The sequence below is a fragment of the Maribacter orientalis genome (genome assembly GCF_900109345.1).
GTDB lineage: Bacteria > Bacteroidota > Bacteroidia > Flavobacteriales > Flavobacteriaceae > Maribacter > Maribacter orientalis.
Genome location: NZ_FNZN01000004.1, coordinates 256202 through 273726 on the forward strand (window position 1 = coordinate 256202; position 17525 = coordinate 273726).

The window sequence follows — 17525 nt, forward strand, 5'->3', positions numbered from 1 at the left end:
AAGCCAAAAACATATGAATAGGAAAACCTATTAAATTGGTTCTGAAGGAAAGTAAAAAATCATCGTGAATAAAACTCCACCGAAAAGTGTTGAACACAAAATAAACCGACCAAAATAAAACATGGTGCAATGGTTTAATATCATTGTCACCAAAAAATTTAGGCCTACGTAAAAAATTCAATATCTTATGATGCATAGATAAAAGTCATTCCTTTTTATATCCATAATTGACGTTGGATATCAATCTGAAGTTGTTAAGCTAAATTTATTCCCACACTCGCTAACTTTAAAAATATTCAAGGGAAATTATGAAATGTAATAAATTGCTATTTGTTGCTAAAAGTAATTAAAAACCACAATAGGCTTAAATTCAATTTAAAAATGGAACAATTTGCAAGTCTACAATTTTAACTTTAATGAATTTAGGATTACAATAATTTTCCACGAATTCAGCCAAATAAATTAAAATTATATCGAACCAAAAGTGAAATTTATTTTCACGCATATCTCGAAAGTTTTATTTAGTATCTAAAAAAAATCAACATAACCAACCAATTGAGGTATGGCAATTTTTGAATACAACTCGATAAAGACAAAAAAGACCGTGGCAATTGTATTGTTTCTTTTGTATATAGGGAGCATCTCTCTATTGGCCCAAAATACACCTCAAACCTATGTTGCTCAAAAGACTAGCGAAACTTTAATTATTGACGGAAAAATGGATGAATCTTCTTGGAATAAAGCTAAGTGGACGAATAATTTTATAGATATTGAAGGTTGCAAAAAGCCTATCTATACCACTAAAGTAAAAATGATTTGGGATGAAAGCTACCTATACTTTTTTGCTGAATTGAAAGAACCACATGTCTGGGCTACATTAAAACAAAAGGATACTATTATTTTTTACAATAATGATTTTGACGCAAACGGAAATAGCGATATCGTATTGGGTTTATATAATAAAGAGAAGCATTACCCATAGCGGGGCTTCTCATGCTCATCTTAGCAAATACCAGATATAAAGAAAAAAATTGAAAAATATGATGCTTTCGCCTTCATGGAAATAGAAGATGTCTACGGAGAAGAAAAGCTAAACCATTCGCTTCATTACCGCACAGATACATTTGCTCCTGTTTATATGGAAAATATAGGTGCTGGTACTTTTAAAGTAAAATATTTACCCAATATGGCACAACTATCGAACCTTAACGAAATGCTTATAAGGGATTTTAACGACGATGGTGCGCTTGATGTTTTGGCAATTGGCAATCTATATGTTTCAGAAATAGAAACACCTAGAAACGACGCAGGAACAGGTGTTCTTCTCTTAGGTGATGGTAAGGGTTACTTTACAGCAAAACGAGGTTCTAAAATAGGATTTTATGCCGCCAAAGATGTCAAAAAGATTATGTAATGGTAGTGAATAATGATGATGAACTTCAGTTTTTCGAAATACAGAAGTACTAATTTATTATATCCATAATTGATAAATCACTCTTTAATTCCGGGCGCCCTATTTTCTAGACCTTCCATACCCATTAAAGAGTCCCCTAGCCTTGTACGCATATCATCTGCTAGTTTCTTGATTGTGGCAATTACTTTAGCATTGCTTGCAGCCACATTATTTATTTCACTAGCATCTGATTCTAAATCATACAATTCAATTTGCTTTAAATCAACCATTTTATATTCACCTGGCAAGCCGTCCTTTCCAGGTGTTTGACCATTCATTGTTCTATACGTGTGTGGAAAATATAACTTCCATTTTCCATATCGCACTCCGAATAACTCATTAACTCGGTAATAAAAGAAATAAGCTTCTTGCGGACTTTCATTTGTTTTACCCGTCAATAAACTCCAAGCGCTTTTACCATCTATTACCTCATCAGGAAGTTCAGAGTTTGTTACCTCTGCGAGGGATGGAAAAATATCTATGGCCATTAAAGGAGCGTCTATTGTAACCCCTGCTTCAATTTCTTTCGGATACTTAATTATAAAAGGTTCACGTTGGCCACCTTCCCACCCGGTACCTTTCCCTTCTCTAAAAGGATATGCACTACCTGAATGATTACCATATGCCAGCCATGGTCCATTATCTGATGTAAAAATTATAATTGTGTTCTCGGTTAAGCCATTTTTCTCTACGGACTTTATAATTTCACCAACCGACCAATCTAGCTCCATAATCACATCACCATAAAGACCTCTATTCGACTTGCCTTTAAACTTATCGGAAACGAAAAGAGGAACATGAGGTTGAGGATGCGGAACATATAAGAAAAATGGATTATCCTTATTCCGTTCAATAAAATCAACACTGTGCTGGGTAATCAATGTTGTTAAGTTTGTCTGATCTGTCAGGGTATCGATTACTTTCTCGTTCTCATATAATGGTAAAGCACCAAAATCAAATATTGGACCTTGCTGAGGATGCAATGGCCACATATCGTTAGAATACGGTATTCCGAAATATTCGTCAAAACCTTGCTTAGTAGGCATAAACTCTTCCGCATCACCTAAATGCCACTTACCAAATATTGCTGTAGCATAACCTTTATTTTTTAGCATTTCTGCAAGGGTAGTCTCTTTAGGGTTAAGTCCTTTCTTACTATTTGGCATAAGAGCATTATGTATCCCTATACGATTAGGATAACTACCTGTTAGAATAGCAGCTCGTGAAGCAGAGCAAACCGCTTGAGCAGCGTAAAAATTTGTGAGTTTTGCTCCATCTTTAGCCATTTGGTCAAGATTGGGCGTCGAAATATCTTCCGCCCCAAATACACCCACATCATTGTAACCCTGATCATCGGTAAGAATTAATATGATATTCGGTGATGAATAAAGTTGCTTTATAGATTCTTGACCTTTACTATTTTGATAAAAAAATAGCGTTAAAAATAGGATATAAATAACTTTTGAATTCATAAAATGTGATTCTATGGAACAAATATGCAGATTCTACTTTATATACTAATAAATCAATGTAAAATTTCATAATTTCAAGATTAGAAATTCATCTCATTCTTAATTACTTCATTAATATCTTCTATGAAATATACCTTGTTTTTAAGTCTTATTATCGGTTCTCATTTGCTTTTTAGTTGTAAACGGGAAAATACTACTCCCAAACCAGTAGATGTTGTTATTAACTCGATGTCAGATTCACTTCCTGTTTTAACGCTTCCAGAAGATGTAGACCCAGAAAATGAAGATTGGGCAGGAATTGACCTTGAACCAAAATCTCCAGTACTTCCACTTTACCCAGAACAAGAAGCAACAAAGTTTTTATTGCCTGAAGGGTATCACATAGAACCTATTCTAACAGAACCCCAAATTGAACAACCAGGCGCCATTTCTTTTGATGGAAACGGCAGAATGTATGTATTAGAATTAAGAACGTATATGTTATCAGCAGATTCTGATGGTACTTTAGACCCAAAAAGCAGAATCTCTAGATGGGAGGATAAAGACAATGATGGCATCTATGAAACAGGAACCGTATTTGTTGATAGTTTAATTTTTCCGCGGTTTGTATTGCCATACGGTAAGGATTGTATTTTAACTATGGAATCAGATACCGACAATGTGTATAAATATACAGATACCACTGGCGATGGTATAGCCGATAAAAAGGAATTTTTTACCAATAAATACGGTAGGTCTGGCAATGTTGAACATCAACAAGCATTCATGTATTATGGAATGGATAATTGGCTTTACAGCACGGTAAATGCATTTAGAGTTAAAGAAACACCAAATGGAGTGATAAGGGAAAAAACGGGCTATAATAGAGCACAATGGGGCGTAACACATGATGATGATGGAAAATTATGGTTTCAAGGAGGTGCTAGCGGTGTACCATCTCATTTTCAATTTCCCATTCATTATGGAAATTACACTATTGAAAACGAGTTGGCAGAAGGGTTTAAAGTACCCTATGGCGCTGCTGTTAAAATTGCCGACATGCAAGGAGGTATGGATCAAATAAGAGCGGAAGATGGATCATTGAACAGTGTCACCGGTTCAGCAGGTAACGATGTTTACCGTGGTGATCGTTTACCATCGGAATTATATGGTCAGTATTTTTATGGCGAACCTGTTGCGAGAATCGTAAGACAAATTAATCCGGTCGTATTTGAAGGTTTAACCACCTTACACAATGCCTATCAAGATGAACAATCTGAATTTCTTCGTTCTACTGATCCTTTATTCAGACCGGTAGACATGACCACCGCACCCGATGGCACCCTATATATTACCGATATGTATCATGGTATTATTCAAGAAGGACAATGGGCACAAAAAGGCACTTATCTTAGAACAAAAATAGAACAATACCAATTGGACAAAGTGATTGGACTAGGCAGAATATGGCGAATTACCCATGATAGTAAGGAACGTGATAAGACCCAACCAAAAATGTTCGATAAAACACCTTTGGAATTGATTACATATTTGGAACACCCGAATGGTTGGTGGCGAGACAAGGCACAACAATTAATTGTTCTTTCACGTGATCAGAGTACAGCACCAGCGCTACGAAAGGTAGCGTTATCCAGTAAAAACCAATTAGCAAGAACTCATGCAATTTGGTGTCTAGAGGGGCTTGGAGCACTACACCCAGACCTATTGGAAACACTTTTTCAAGACCCTAATCCTAAAATAAGAATACAAGCAATCCGCGGCAGCGAAACGTTGTATAAAACTGGGAATAAAAGTCTAGCAATTTCCTATTTAAAATTATTGGAAGATGACAATATAGATGTAGCCCTACAAGCCATGTTAACCGTTAAATTACTAGAGATACCAGATTATCAAAAAGCACTTTCCAAGATTGTAAAAACCAATCAGGCAAAAGGAATACAAACAGTAGGTTCTCAAATATTAACGCCAACAAAACAAGAAAATCGTTGGAATCGAAATGAAGTTCTCTTAAGTGAGGTACAACAAAAGAGTTTAGAAAAAGGCAAAATTATATTCAATGAACTATGTGTGCAATGCCACGGCAACGATGGCACAGGAACTCCTTTAGGAAATGGAACCGTAATGGCCCCACCTTTATCTGGATCCATACGCGTTCAAGAACATCCAGAATATATTATTAAAACTATTCTACACGGTCTAGAAGGCCCTATAGATGGTAAAACGTATGCGGCTGGTATTATGGTGGGCAATAAAGAACAATCTGATGAATGGGTTGCAGCAATCGCATCTTATATTAGAAATAACCTATCAAACGAAGCTTCAACGGTAACGAGCGAATATGTAGCCGAAGTAAGGGATAAAACTGTTAACCAAAAAGGAACGTATAGATATCCTGAATTGATACACTCCGTACCTACTTCTTTACCACTACAACCTGATTGGAAGATTACGGCAAGTCACACAGCTCCGAATCGAATTGGAGGAACCGCTTCGCCAAAAAGTGCATTTAATTTTGAAGGATGGACTACCGGAGAAAATCAAAAGGAAGGAATGTGGTTTCAAATTGAATTTCCAATTGCTTTATCGCTTACAGGTATACAATTCAATTCCCCTCCAATTTCAAGAGGTTGGAGAGAAGGATCACCACCACCATTACAAACGTTTGCAAATTCTTATGAAATATCAACTTCAAAGGATGGAGAAAATTGGGAAGTATTGGATAATGGTGAAGGATCAGATCAAGATTTTAAATTAGATTTCAATCCGGTTTTAACAAAATTCCTGAAATTTAAATTGACTTCTACAGTAAAAGATGAGAATGAAATACCATGGCGCATAAGACAGTTAAAATTATATGTTCTTAACACCAAAAACGAACTATCTAAATAAACTAATTACATTTTTTACAGCACCAAAACCTATCATCATGAAAACAAAAAAATCAATTCAACAACGAAGGTCTTTTCTTAAAAAAACAACAGCGCTCATTGCCGGCACAACACTATTAGGCCCTTCAGTTTTTGGAGCACGTAGTTTTCTGAGTTTTACACCACAACTTAATTCGAAGATTAACGGTGTTCAAATGGGTCTTATCACCTACTCTTTTAGAAGTATGCCAGACCAAAGCGCTGAAGCAACTTTACACAATATTTTAGACACAGGAATAAATGCAGTAGAACTTATGGGAGACCCTGCAGAACAATATGCAGGAAAACCAGAGAGTCCGGTAGACAGAAGAACTTTTTATGGTCTAATGAGACGTAAAAGAAATAATGAACTGAATGATGAAGAGGAAAAGGAATTTATGGTAATGCAATCGAAATTAGAGTCATATAATAAAACCGTTGCGGCTTGGCGTGCAACAGTCTCGATGGACAAGTTTATAGCGCTTCGTAAAATGTATAATGATGCTGGTGTTAGCATTTATGCTTTTAAACCGAATGCTTTTGGAAAAGACAATACTGACGAAGAAATCAATTGGGGCATGAAAGCAGCTAAAGCTTTAGGTGCTAGCCACGTAACTTTAGAACACCCTAGTGATGACGCACACACGTTGAAATTGGGTCAAATGGCTGAAAAACATGATGTTTTTGTAGCATACCATGGTCATGAACAGCAAACTCCAACCTTTTGGGATACCGCTTTGGAGCAATCTAGCCACAATGCTTTAAATCTAGATTTAGGCCATTTTGTAGCTGCAGGAAACGAAGCACCTTTAGAAATTGTAAGGGAAAAACATAGCCATATCAAGAGCATGCATTTAAAAGATAGGCAAACTCCTGAGCATGATAAGGGAAATGTGTTATGGGGAACCGGTGACACTCCTATTGTTGAAGTACTGCAATTAATGCGCGACAATAAATATACTTTTCCTGTAACTATTGAATTAGAATATGATATTCCAGAAGGGTCCGATGCGGTGCAAGAGGTTAAGAAATGTCTAGCCTATGCTAAAAATGCTTTGGAAAGTTAATTAAGATACAAATCCACCAAACCTTCAGGTGTTTTGACGAAAACCGTATTATTTTCACGATCTATCTTAGTAACAATATCATCGTTTATAGGAATCAATAATTGTTTGTCCTCTTTTTGTATTTCGAACAAAGCTTGTGCAGTAGTATCGTTTACACTTTCTATGACACCAATATCACCATGTACAGAATCTATAACCGTGAAACCTATTACCTCATGATAATAAAATTTATTCCCTGTTAGCTTTGGTAATTTTGTTAATGGTAGATAGAGACCAGCTTTCATAATGCGATCTGCATCAGATTCTGATTTTACTTCTTCAAAATCTATACGGAGTAGATTAGATTTATGAAGGCGACATCTTTTAATAAAAAATGGAACCAGATTGTTTCCTAAAGAAACGAATACTGATTCCATGTTTTCGTATATCTCGGGGTCATCGGTATCTAGTTTTACTAGCACCTCACCTTTGAAACTATATTTTGAAACGATATTACCTAGGTAGAAACAATCTTCCTTTTGCATCGTTTCTTATAAATTATGCTTTATCTTCTTCAGCAGCAGGAGCTTCTGGAGTTGCATCTGCAGCTTCAACAACTTGTTCTGGCTCACCAGCAGCTTCAACAGCTTCTACCTCAGCTTCAGCGCTTTCGCCTTCTTGAACTTCAGGAAGTAATGCAGCAGCAGCTTCAGCAGCACGCTTCTCATTTACTTCTTTCTCCGCTTTAAATGCTGCAGCTCTAGCGTCAGCTTTAACTTTATCTAAACCACCTACTTTATCAGCGATAGCTTGTTCTTTTTCAGAAACCCAAGTATTGAATTTTTCTTCAGCTTGTTCTTCTGTTAAAGCACCTTTACGAACACCACCTAATAAATGATGCTTTAAAAGTACACCTCTATAAGAAAGAATAGCTTTTGCAGTATCTGTAGGTTGTGCACCGTTTTGCAACCATTTTACCGAACTATCAATATCAAGTTCAATTGTTGCAGGGTTTGTATTTGGATTGTAGATACCTAATTTCTCTAAAAATTTACCATCTCTTTTAGCTCTTGCATCTGCAGCAACTACCCAATAGAATGGTTTTCCTTTTTTACCGTGTCTTTGTAATCTAATTTTTACTGGCATATCACATTAATTTGTAGGGTGCCCGACCCTTGATTATTAATTCTTTTTATTTCGTTTACTCTTAAGCGGTTGCAAATATACTTGATTTTAGTTAATACACAATTAAGATTTACAGTTATTTAAATAGCAATGAACTTCACTATTTATAACAGGTAAATAAATGAGTGAAATCGAACATAAACGAGTACTTCTAGTAATTTGCTTAATCCCATTAATAAGCTATATAAACTCTGGTATACATTTAAAATATATAACCAATAGTCATAGAATCGATTTCTTCGGTTAATAACTCTTAGCAACTCCCCTTTCTCAACACCTTACTTTTTAGTAATTTTATGGGCACTTTTTAGTTCGCTGAACTGGCCGCATTGAACACTCATAAAATTCGCTATGTACCTCATCTTTGATACCGAAACCACCGGTCTTCCTAAAAATTGGAATGCTCTCTATACTGACACGGACAATTGGCCACGTTGCATACAGATTGCTTGGCAATTGCATGATGACATGGGTAAGTTGATAGAGCATCAAGATTATTTGGTGAAGCCAGATGGTTTTACAATTCCGTTCGATGCGGAGCAAATTCACGGTATCTCGACCGAGTTGGCAGAACAAAAAGGTATTCAGTTAGCAGAAGTTTTAGAGAAGTTCAATATCGCAATGTCCAAAACTAAATTTATTGTTGGACAGAATGTAAAGTTCGACCTCAACATTATGGGTGCAGAATTTCATCGGTTGAGTGTTGAAAACCCACTGCAAGAACTTCCTGTTTTAGATACCTGTACAGAACACACGGCTAAATTGTGTCAAATACCTGGTGGTCGTGGCGGTAAATTCAAATTGCCGACCCTCACAGAATTACATCAGTATTTATTCGGAGAACCTTTTGGGGAAGCACACAATGCAACGGCAGATGTTGAGGCTACAACCCGATGTTTTTTGGAATTGGTCAGAAAACAACAATACTCTACCGAGCAATTAGATGTTCAACCTGATTATTTCAAAAATTTCTCGGAAGCTAATCCGAAAGAAATTGAACTCATCGGCCTTAAGCACATCAACCTTAAAAAAGCTTCTAAGAAAATTGCAGATGCCCTTTGGGCGAAAGATACTGGTGGTGTTTCTAAAGAAGAGTTAAAAGAAAATATAAAGACCTTAGAAGATGCGACCTTTGCCCATCTTCATAACCACTCACAGTTTTCGGTATTACAATCTACCATTGCCGTAAAAGATTTAGTAAAAGCCGCTGGTGATGCAGAAATGCCAGCTGTGGCTATTACGGATCACGCCAATATGATGGGCGCATTCCATTTCGTAAAGGAAATAGGTGCCTACAACAAATCTGTTCAAACCAAAAATGCAGAGGCAGTTGAAAAAGGTGAGGAACCTACGGCAAAAGAAGTAAAACCAATTATAGGTTGCGAATTCTTTGTCTGTGAAGACCACAAGAATAAAAGCGTTAAAGATTACGGATACCAAATAGTACTACTCGCCAAGAATAAAAAGGGATATCACAATTTGGCTAAAATGTCTTCTATCGCCTATACGGATGGATTTTACTACGTACCGCGTATCGATAAAAAAGTGATTCAACAATACAAAGAAGATATCATTGTATTGACCGGTAACTTATATGGTGAAGTACCAGGTAAAGTATTGAATGTCGGTGAACATCAAGCTGAAGAAGCCCTTTTATGGTGGAAACAGGAATTTGGTGACGACCTGTATATGGAATTGATGCGCCATGGCCAGGAAGATGAAGAAAGAGTCAATAAAGTATTACTTGAATTTGCCAAAAAACACGAGGTAAAACTGGTTGCTACCAACAACACCTATTATTGCGCCAAAGAAGATGCCAATGCACATGATGTTCTACTTTGCGTAAAAGACGGTGAAAAACAAGCTACGCCAATTGGTCGTGGAAGAGGATACAGATACGGCTTACCGAATCAAGAGTACTATTTCAAGTCTCAAAATGAGATGAAAGATCTCTTTAAGGATCTACCCGATGCTATTTTAAACATATCAGAAATTCTTAATAAAATCGAACCCTATGAATTGGCTCGTGATGTACTGTTACCCGTTTTTGATATACCAGAAGAATATAAAGACCCTGAAGATGCTGTAGACGGAGGAAACCGTGGTGAAAATGCCTATTTAAGGCATATCACTTATGAAGGCGCCAAGAAACGATATCCAGAAATTACATCAGAAATAAGGGAACGTATCGATTTTGAATTGGATACGATTCGAAACTCAGGATACCCCGGATATTTTTTGATTACGGAAGATTTTATCCGCGAAGCACGAAATATGGATGTCTCCGTTGGTCCAGGTCGTGGCTCGGCAGCTGGTTCTGTAGTAGCCTATTGCTTGAAAATTACCAATATTGACCCCCTTAAATATGATTTGCTTTTTGAGCGTTTCTTGAATCCGGATCGTGTGTCCATGCCCGATATTGATATTGACTTTGATGACGAAGGCCGTAGTAGGGTAATGGACTATGTAATCAAAAAATATGGCGCTAACCAAGTAGCGCAGATTATCACGTATGGTACCATGGCCGCCAAATCTTCAATTAGAGATACGGCTCGTGTACTTGATTTACCCTTGAGTGATTCCGATAGAATAGCCAAGCTAATCCCTACCATGTCCAAATTGAGCAAAATTTTTGGACAAAGTGAGGCCGACTTAAAGAAGAAATTTAGGGCAGATGATTTAGAAAAAATACATCAGCTTTTAAACATACATGACGGTGATGACCTAGAAGGCCAGACCCTTAAAATGGCCAGAATATTAGAAGGTTCTGTACGTAACACTGGTATTCATGCCTGTGGGGTGATTATTACACCTAGTGACATTACCGATTTCGTACCCGTTGCTACGGCTAAAGATTCCGATTTATATGTAACCCAATTCGATAACTCCGTTGTTGAAAGTGCTGGCTTGCTGAAAATGGACTTTTTGGGATTAAAAACCTTGACCTTAATCAAGGATACCGTAAAAATTGTAAAGGCAAAACATGGTATTGATTTGGTGCCCGATGATTTTCCGTTGGATGATGAAAAGACCTATGCACTTTTCCAACGAGGAGAAACGGTAGGGGTTTTTCAATATGAATCTCCCGGGATGCAAAAACACATGAAGGATTTGAAGCCTTCCGTTTTTGATGACCTTATTGCAATGAATGCCTTGTATCGCCCTGGTCCGATGGAATATATTCCAAGTTTCATTGCCCGTAAAAACGGTAATGAAGAAATCGCCTATGACCTTCCAGACATGGAAGAATACCTAAAAGAAACTTACGGGATAACCGTATACCAAGAGCAAGTGATGCTTTTGTCGCAAAAATTGGCAGGCTTCTCTAAAGGTGATGCCGATGTTTTACGAAAAGCGATGGGTAAAAAAATCTTTGCGGTACTGCAAAAAATGAAACCCCAGTTTTTAGAAGGTGGCGCTGCAAATGGGCACCCTACAGAAGTTTTAGAGAAAATCTGGAAAGATTGGGAAGCCTTTGCTGCCTATGCCTTCAATAAAAGTCACTCTACCTGCTACGCATATATCGCATATCAGACCGCTTATTTAAAGGCCCACTACCCAGCCGAATATATGGCAGCGGTATTGAGTAACAACATGAACGATATTAAGCAAGTAACATTCTTTATGGAGGAATGTAAGCGTATGGGCTTAGATGTTCTCGGGCCAGATGTGAATGAATCGTATTACAAATTTGCAGTAAACAAACAAGGGGCAGTTCGTTTTGGTATGGGCGCCGTAAAAGGTGTAGGCCGTTCAGCTGTAGAGACTATTGTTAAAAATCGCCAAGAAGATGGTTCATTTAAATCGGTATTTGACCTTACGAAACGTATAGATCTTAGAGCTGCGAATAAAAAAGCTTTTGAAAATTTAGCTGTTGCCGGTGGTTTCGATTCTTTTGGCACCTCACATAGAGCACAATATTTTCACGATGAAGGCGACGGAATTACCTTTTTGGAAAAGGTTATTAAATACGGAGCAAAGTTTCAAGAAAACGAAAACTCGGCACAAGTAAGTTTATTTGGCGATGCCAGTGAAGTGCAAATTCCAGAACCTATGGTACCACCTTGCGAGGAATGGGGAACGATGGAAAAATTACGTAGGGAAAAAGAGGTGGTTGGTATCTACATTTCTGGTCATCCGTTAGATGATTTTAAAACAGAAATAAAATCCTTCTGTAATGCCAATGTTGCCTGTGCTACCGACTTACCTAGTTATGTGAATAGAGAACTCACGTTCGCAGGCGTTATAACCGATGTTCAGCATAGAGTTTCAAAAAATGGAAAAGGATGGGCGGCATTTACCATGGAAGATTATACTGACTCATTTGAATTCAGGATTTTTGGAGAAGAATATTTAAAATTTCGCCATTTTCTAATGATCAATTCTTTCGCTTATGTGAAACTATTCGTTCGTGAGGGGTGGGCAAATAAAGATACTGGCAAGAAAGGTGACCCAAGAATGCAATTCAACAGTTTTATGATGCTGCAAGAGGTTATGGAAACCTATGCACGTAAATTGACCATAAAATTAGACATCACCGAATTACAGGAAAGCAAAGTATTACAGCTGAAAGACACGCTTGTAAATCATAAAGGAGAGCATCCTATTAATTTTATAGTGTATGAGATGGAAGAAAAAATAAAAGTCAATTTATCGAGTAGAAGACAAAAAGTGCAAATCTCATCCGAATTATTACATCAGCTTGAAGAGCAAAATGTACATTACAAATTGAATTAAATAAACTCAATCATAACAACCATACTTTACTCAGTCGTTATATCGTTAACAACATAGTTCTATTAACACTAAACAAATAACTATATTATGACTTAAATTTAGCTTTGGATACATGAAAACTAGCTAGATAAATTGATAAATTAGCTTGATACCTTTATAGTTAAAACGAATCGTGACCTCGTAAGGAATCGGAAGAATAATTGACTAAATTTGCATAATCAATAAAAGTAAATAAGATGGCATTAGAAATAACAGATGCTACTTTTGACGAGGTAGTTTTAAAAAGCGATAAACCAGTAGTAGTAGATTTTTGGGCAGCATGGTGTGGTCCTTGTAGAATGGTTGGTCCTATTATTGACGAAGTAAGCACTGAATACGAAGGCAAAGCTGTTGTAGGTAAAGTAGATGTTGATGCAAATCAAGAATTCGCTGCAAAGTACGGTGTACGCAACATACCAACCGTTTTGGTATTTAAAGATGGTGAAATTGTAAGTAGACAAGTAGGTGTTTCACCTAAGAAAGTTTACACAGATGCTATTGACGCTGCTTTATAAGCTGTTTATATAAAATATAATTTTTTAAAAAAGAGGATGACTAGTTTAGACATCCTCTTTTTTTTTACCTAAATCTTAGCAGTTCAACCTTTGGAAGGTAGGGGGCAATTACTATCTTTAATCTCGTGAACTTACAATCAGAATTAAATAAATCATCATTATTCTCTAATCTTGAACTTCTTGCTAATCAAGTAGTAGAAGGGTTTATTAGTGGCATTCACAGAAGCCCGTTTCATGGGTTTTCTGCAGAATTCGCAGAACACAAAATCTACAATAACGGGGAGAGCACCAAGCATATCGATTGGAAACTATTTGCAAAGACCGATAAACTATATACAAAGCGGTACGAGGAAGAAACCAACCTCAGGTGTCACATGATTTTAGATAATTCTGCATCTATGTATTATCCTGAAGTTGAAAATCTAAGTATCGATTCATTAAATAAGATAGGGTTTAGTGTGTTAGCCATAGCAGCTTTGATGAACGTGCTTAAAAGACAGCGAGATGCCGTTGGTTTAAGTATCTATTCTGATAGTTATAATTACTATGCCCCAGAAAAGGGAAGCGAACGTCATTTTCAAATGTTATTGGCGCAATTAAGTGAGATTGGTAAAACAAAGAATCCACCAAAAGAAACTAAAACCTATACTTATCTACATCAAATTGCAGAAAATATAAAACGTCGTAGTCTAATTTTCTTGTTTACCGACATGTTTCAAAGCGAAAAAGATGACGCAGAATTGTTCGAAGCACTACGACACTTGAAATATAATAAGCATGATGTGGTCCTTTTTCACCCAATGGACAAGCAACATGAATTATTTTTCAATTTTGAAAATACTCCAAAACGATTTATTGATGTTGAAACAGGTGAGCATTTAGACCTTTATGCAGACAATATAAAAGATGCCTACCATGAGCAAATTAGCAGCTATATCACTGATATTAAGATGAAATGCGCTCAATATAAAATTAAATATGTGGATATTGACATTCAAAGTGATTTCTCTACCGTGCTTAACACGTTCTTAGTTGAGCGAAATAAATTTCTTTAGTCTAAAAAAATTTAAAGAAAATGTTTGTGCAATTCAATAAACAACATATATTTGCACTCGCTAAACGCCACGGTCTGGTAGTTCAGTTGGTTAGAATACCTGCCTGTCACGCAGGGGGTCGCGGGTTCGAGTCCCGTCCAGACCGCAAGAAGCTCTCAAGAAATTGAGAGCTTTTTTCGTTTATAAAAATTTCTTAGGAATAACACCAAATAACTTGATTAAAAAAGTGGCTATACATCCTTATTGAACTTGTATTAAATCACTTTGTCAAAAACAATGTAACTCTAGGTAGTTTTAAAAAATACCTTCTTAAAGGCCATAAATAACAATAGCGCTATAAAACCAATAGCCAAGCCTATAATAAATTCAACTAGTATACCTGGAACATTAGGCAAAAGATGGTGAAAAAAATCAATGTTGTGAACAAAAATGCCGCCAGAAACTAGTAGCAAGGCAATTGTTCCAATTACCGAAAGCGCTTTAATTACCTTAGGCAGCGCATTCACAAAAAAGTGCCCTATTTTATCTGAGATACTGTCCTCTTCTTTGTTGAGGTTAATTAATCTAAATCCGAATTCATCCATACGAACAATAAGGGCCACAATACCGTAAACACCAACTGTTGCTAATAATGCTACCACAGAAACTACAGCAATTTGTATTTCTAAAGGTTCTTTAATCACTGAGCCCAAAGCAATGATTACAATTTCTATACTCAGAATAAAATCGGTTACTATAGCCGATTTTACCTTTGTCTTTTCCATTTCCAAAATTTCCTCTTTGCTTATTTCTTCCATTTCAACAATAGCATGGGCATGCTCATGAGGCACAAAAAATTCGTAAATTTTTTCGGCACCTTCGAAAGCTAGGTAGACTCCGCCTAAAACCAAAACCACCGTTACTGCCCAGGGTAAAAAGGCACTTAATAAAAACGCTATAGGTAGAATTATAATTTTATTGAGAAGAGATCCTTTGGTAATGGCCCACAACACAGGCAACTCTCGTTTAGAAACAAAACCCGAGGCTTTCTCTGCATTTACCGCTAAATCATCGCCAAGTATACCTGCTGTTTTTTTAGTTGCAATTTTACTCATCGCCGCAACATCATCTAACAGTGCTGCTACATCATCTAAAATCGCAAAAAATCCTGAAGCCATAGTCTTGTATTTTTTTCAAAAATAATTTATCCTAATCATATTTTAGAATTCTATCCGTACAAATGGTAACTCAAGACAGATTTATAGAGTCTTACTATATATTTTGATTATAGAAATTTCTAAGATCAATACAAAAAACGTAACATATCAAAAAATACGAATCGATAAAGATTGCCCTATTTTATGTACCTTGATTTTCTAATTAAACAACTAAGACCTTTTATGAAAAATTTCATCTACCTAATAGGAATTACTTCTCTTCTATGCATAGGATGTAACCCTAAAAAAGAAGAAATTCTACAAACTAGACCCAACATTGTTTTCATAATGTCTGACGACCATGCATATCAGGCAATTTCTGCATACGACAATAGTTTAATTGAAACACCGAACATTGATCGCATTGCAAAAATGGGAATGTTGTTTACCAATTCAAGTGTCACGAATTCAATTTGCGCACCCTCTAGAGCCGTAATTCTTACTGGAAAGCATTCTCACATCAATGGTAAAATTGACAATCATTTTCCTTTCGATACCACCAATGTGACCTTCCCACAGATTCTTCAAAAGGCAGGCTACCAAACAGCAATGTTCGGGAAACTCCACTTTGGAAATAACCCTAAAGGATTTGACCAATTCAAAATTCTACCAGGTCAGGGTGCCTATTACAATCCAGATTTCATCACAAAAAATGAAGGTGAAATCAATGTGAAAGGGTATGTGACAGATATCATTACCGATATGACTTTAGACTGGCTAAAGACCGAACGCAAACCAGAAGATCCTTTTTTATTAATGTATTTACACAAAGCACCACACCGTTCTTGGTTAATGGCCGAGCGGCATATGGAAGAATTCACCAATAAAACCTTTCCAGAACCTGCAACACTGTTCGATACATATGAGGGTCGCCCAGCTGCGGCAGAGGCTGAAATGAGTATTTTAAAACATTTAAGCTGGACAGGAGATAATAAAATTTACCCTGAAACCATCGATGAAATGAACGAACCAGAAATAGGCATCGATAAACGAAGATTTGAAAATTCGGTCGGTCGAATGGATGCTGAGCAAATGCTCAAATTTAGAGCTCAGTACGATAAAATAAATGAAGATTTTAAAACAAACTACTCTTCACTCAGCGATGAAGACAAAATGAAATGGAGGTACCAACGCTATATGCAAGATTATCTAGGCACCATTAAATCGGTCGATGAAAATGTAGGTAGGGTTTTAGATTATTTAGAAGAGAATGATTTAATGGAAAATACCATCATCGTTTACACCTCTGACCAAGGATTTTATTTGGGCGAACATGGTTGGTTCGATAAGCGTTTTGTGTATGATGAATCGTTTAAAACTCCGCTTTTGGTCGCATGGCCCAACAAAGTAAAGCCTGGTACAACATCAGATGAAATGGTTCAGAATTTAGATTTCGCACAAACATTTTTAGATGCAGCCGGTGTAGAACAACCATCAGATATGCAAGGAGAAAGCCTTATACCTATTCTTACCGGTAAAATGGAAGACTGGAATCGTGAAGCGGTTTACTATCATTATTACGAATATCCAGCAGAACATATGGTTAATAGGCATTATGCTATTATCACCAAAGAATACAAATTAATTCATTACTATTTTGACTTGGATCATTGGGAATTGATAGACCGAATAAAAGACCCTAAAGAATTAACGAATGAATATGATAACCCTGCTTATGCTTCTATTAAAGAGAAACTACATAAAGAGTTAGAAGAAGTAAGAAAAAAGTATGGTGACAGTGATGAATTAAACCAAAAATACATAAATACCTTTATGGACGATGTAGAGAAAAATGGCATTTTCGGAGTCAATAAAGAGAAGCTAGGTGAGATTGTCAAAAAACGCAGTGAGAATAACTAGAGGCTTTAGATTTTCCGCTATAGCTTATTCAAGGCATGCGATATTAAAATAAATTTCGAAT

12 protein-coding genes and 1 tRNA gene are annotated in these 17525 nt (G+C 36.5%); 9 read left to right on the top strand and 4 right to left on the bottom strand.

Going from position 1 to position 17525, the window contains the following annotated elements:
* Positions 1-562: 562 nt before the first annotated feature.
* Positions 563-982, top strand: coding sequence for a carbohydrate-binding family 9-like protein (locus BMY56_RS10775; RefSeq protein ID WP_091623831.1), 420 nt, complete (start codon positions 563-565; stop codon positions 980-982).
* Between the two features lie 75 nt (positions 983-1057).
* Positions 1058-1414, top strand: coding sequence for a hypothetical protein (locus tag BMY56_RS10780; protein ID WP_091623834.1), 357 nt, complete (start codon positions 1058-1060; stop codon positions 1412-1414).
* Between the two features lie 77 nt (positions 1415-1491).
* Here the strand turns inward: BMY56_RS10780 and BMY56_RS10785 are convergent, their stop codons facing one another.
* A complete protein-coding gene (locus BMY56_RS10785) occupies positions 1492-2925 on the bottom strand; it encodes a sulfatase family protein (RefSeq protein ID WP_091623836.1) in 1434 nt (477 codons plus the stop codon).
* Positions 2926-3048: 123 nt separating this feature from the next.
* Here BMY56_RS10785 and BMY56_RS10790 point away from each other — a divergent pair, with 123 nt between their 5' ends.
* Both BMY56_RS10790 and BMY56_RS10795 read left to right on the top strand, forming a co-directional pair.
* On the top strand, positions 3049-5814 hold the full coding sequence (locus BMY56_RS10790) for a DUF7133 domain-containing protein (RefSeq protein WP_091623839.1): 2766 nt from the start codon (positions 3049-3051) through the stop codon (positions 5812-5814).
* Between the two features lie 37 nt (positions 5815-5851).
* The gene (locus BMY56_RS10795; protein ID WP_091624470.1) at positions 5852-6898 is read left to right on the top strand and encodes a sugar phosphate isomerase/epimerase family protein; all 1047 of its coding nucleotides are present in this window, start codon (positions 5852-5854) and stop codon (positions 6896-6898) included.
* Here the strand turns inward: BMY56_RS10795 and rimM are convergent.
* Both rimM and BMY56_RS10805 read right to left on the bottom strand, forming a co-directional pair.
* Positions 6895-7422 carry a ribosome maturation factor RimM gene (gene rimM / locus BMY56_RS10800; protein WP_091623841.1) on the bottom strand — a complete coding sequence of 176 codons (528 nt, stop codon included), beginning with the start codon at positions 7420-7422 and terminating at the stop codon, positions 6895-6897. The two genes, BMY56_RS10795 and rimM, sit on opposite strands and share 4 nt — an antisense overlap.
* Before the next feature lie 13 nt (positions 7423-7435).
* A complete protein-coding gene (locus BMY56_RS10805; protein ID WP_091623844.1) occupies positions 7436-8023 on the bottom strand; it encodes a 30S ribosomal protein S16 in 588 nt (195 codons plus the stop codon).
* A 390-nt stretch (positions 8024-8413) separates the two neighbouring features.
* Between BMY56_RS10805 and dnaE the strand changes: the two genes are divergently transcribed.
* From dnaE to BMY56_RS10825, 4 genes are all read left to right on the top strand, one after another.
* Positions 8414-12799: a DNA polymerase III subunit alpha gene (gene dnaE / locus BMY56_RS10810; protein ID WP_091623847.1), complete on the top strand. Its 4386-nt coding sequence runs from the start codon at positions 8414-8416 to the stop codon at positions 12797-12799.
* Positions 12800-13035: 236 nt separating this feature from the next.
* Positions 13036-13353, top strand: coding sequence for a thioredoxin (gene trxA, locus BMY56_RS10815; protein ID WP_091623850.1), 318 nt, complete (start codon positions 13036-13038; stop codon positions 13351-13353).
* A 125-nt stretch (positions 13354-13478) separates the two neighbouring features.
* The gene (locus tag BMY56_RS10820) at positions 13479-14408 is read left to right on the top strand and encodes a DUF58 domain-containing protein (RefSeq protein ID WP_091623852.1); all 930 of its coding nucleotides are present in this window, start codon (positions 13479-13481) and stop codon (positions 14406-14408) included.
* 71 nt (positions 14409-14479) lie between these two features.
* Positions 14480-14553, top strand: a tRNA-Asp gene (locus BMY56_RS10825).
* 139 nt (positions 14554-14692) lie between these two features.
* Here BMY56_RS10825 and BMY56_RS10830 read toward each other — a convergent pair.
* Positions 14693-15565 (bottom strand): DUF808 domain-containing protein, encoded by an 873-nt coding sequence (locus tag BMY56_RS10830; protein ID WP_091623855.1) that lies wholly within the window; start codon positions 15563-15565, stop codon positions 14693-14695.
* A 222-nt stretch (positions 15566-15787) separates the two neighbouring features.
* On the opposite strand from BMY56_RS10830, the gene BMY56_RS10835 reads away from it, so the two are divergent.
* Positions 15788-17464: a sulfatase family protein gene (locus tag BMY56_RS10835; RefSeq protein ID WP_091623858.1), complete on the top strand. Its 1677-nt coding sequence runs from the start codon at positions 15788-15790 to the stop codon at positions 17462-17464.
* The last annotated feature ends 61 nt before the right edge of the window (positions 17465-17525 follow it).

Coding starts and splice junctions, on each gene's coding strand:
- BMY56_RS10835 (WP_091623858.1), top strand. CDS start 15,788: ATGAAAAATTTCATCTACCTAATAGGAATTACTTCTCTTCTATGCATA.
- BMY56_RS10775 (WP_091623831.1), top strand. CDS start 563: ATGGCAATTTTTGAATACAACTCGATAAAGACAAAAAAGACCGTGGCA.
- BMY56_RS10780 (WP_091623834.1), top strand. CDS start 1,058: ATGGAAATAGAAGATGTCTACGGAGAAGAAAAGCTAAACCATTCGCTT.
- trxA (WP_091623850.1), top strand. CDS start 13,036: ATGGCATTAGAAATAACAGATGCTACTTTTGACGAGGTAGTTTTAAAA.
- BMY56_RS10830 (WP_091623855.1), bottom strand. CDS start 15,565: ATGGCTTCAGGATTTTTTGCGATTTTAGATGATGTAGCAGCACTGTTA.
- rimM (WP_091623841.1), bottom strand. CDS start 7,422: ATGCAAAAGGAAGATTGTTTCTACCTAGGTAATATCGTTTCAAAATAT.
- dnaE (WP_091623847.1), top strand. CDS start 8,414: ATGTACCTCATCTTTGATACCGAAACCACCGGTCTTCCTAAAAATTGG.
- BMY56_RS10805 (WP_091623844.1), bottom strand. CDS start 8,023: ATGCCAGTAAAAATTAGATTACAAAGACACGGTAAAAAAGGAAAACCA.
- BMY56_RS10785 (WP_091623836.1), bottom strand. CDS start 2,925: ATGAATTCAAAAGTTATTTATATCCTATTTTTAACGCTATTTTTTTAT.
- BMY56_RS10790 (WP_091623839.1), top strand. CDS start 3,049: ATGAAATATACCTTGTTTTTAAGTCTTATTATCGGTTCTCATTTGCTT.
- BMY56_RS10795 (WP_091624470.1), top strand. CDS start 5,852: ATGAAAACAAAAAAATCAATTCAACAACGAAGGTCTTTTCTTAAAAAA.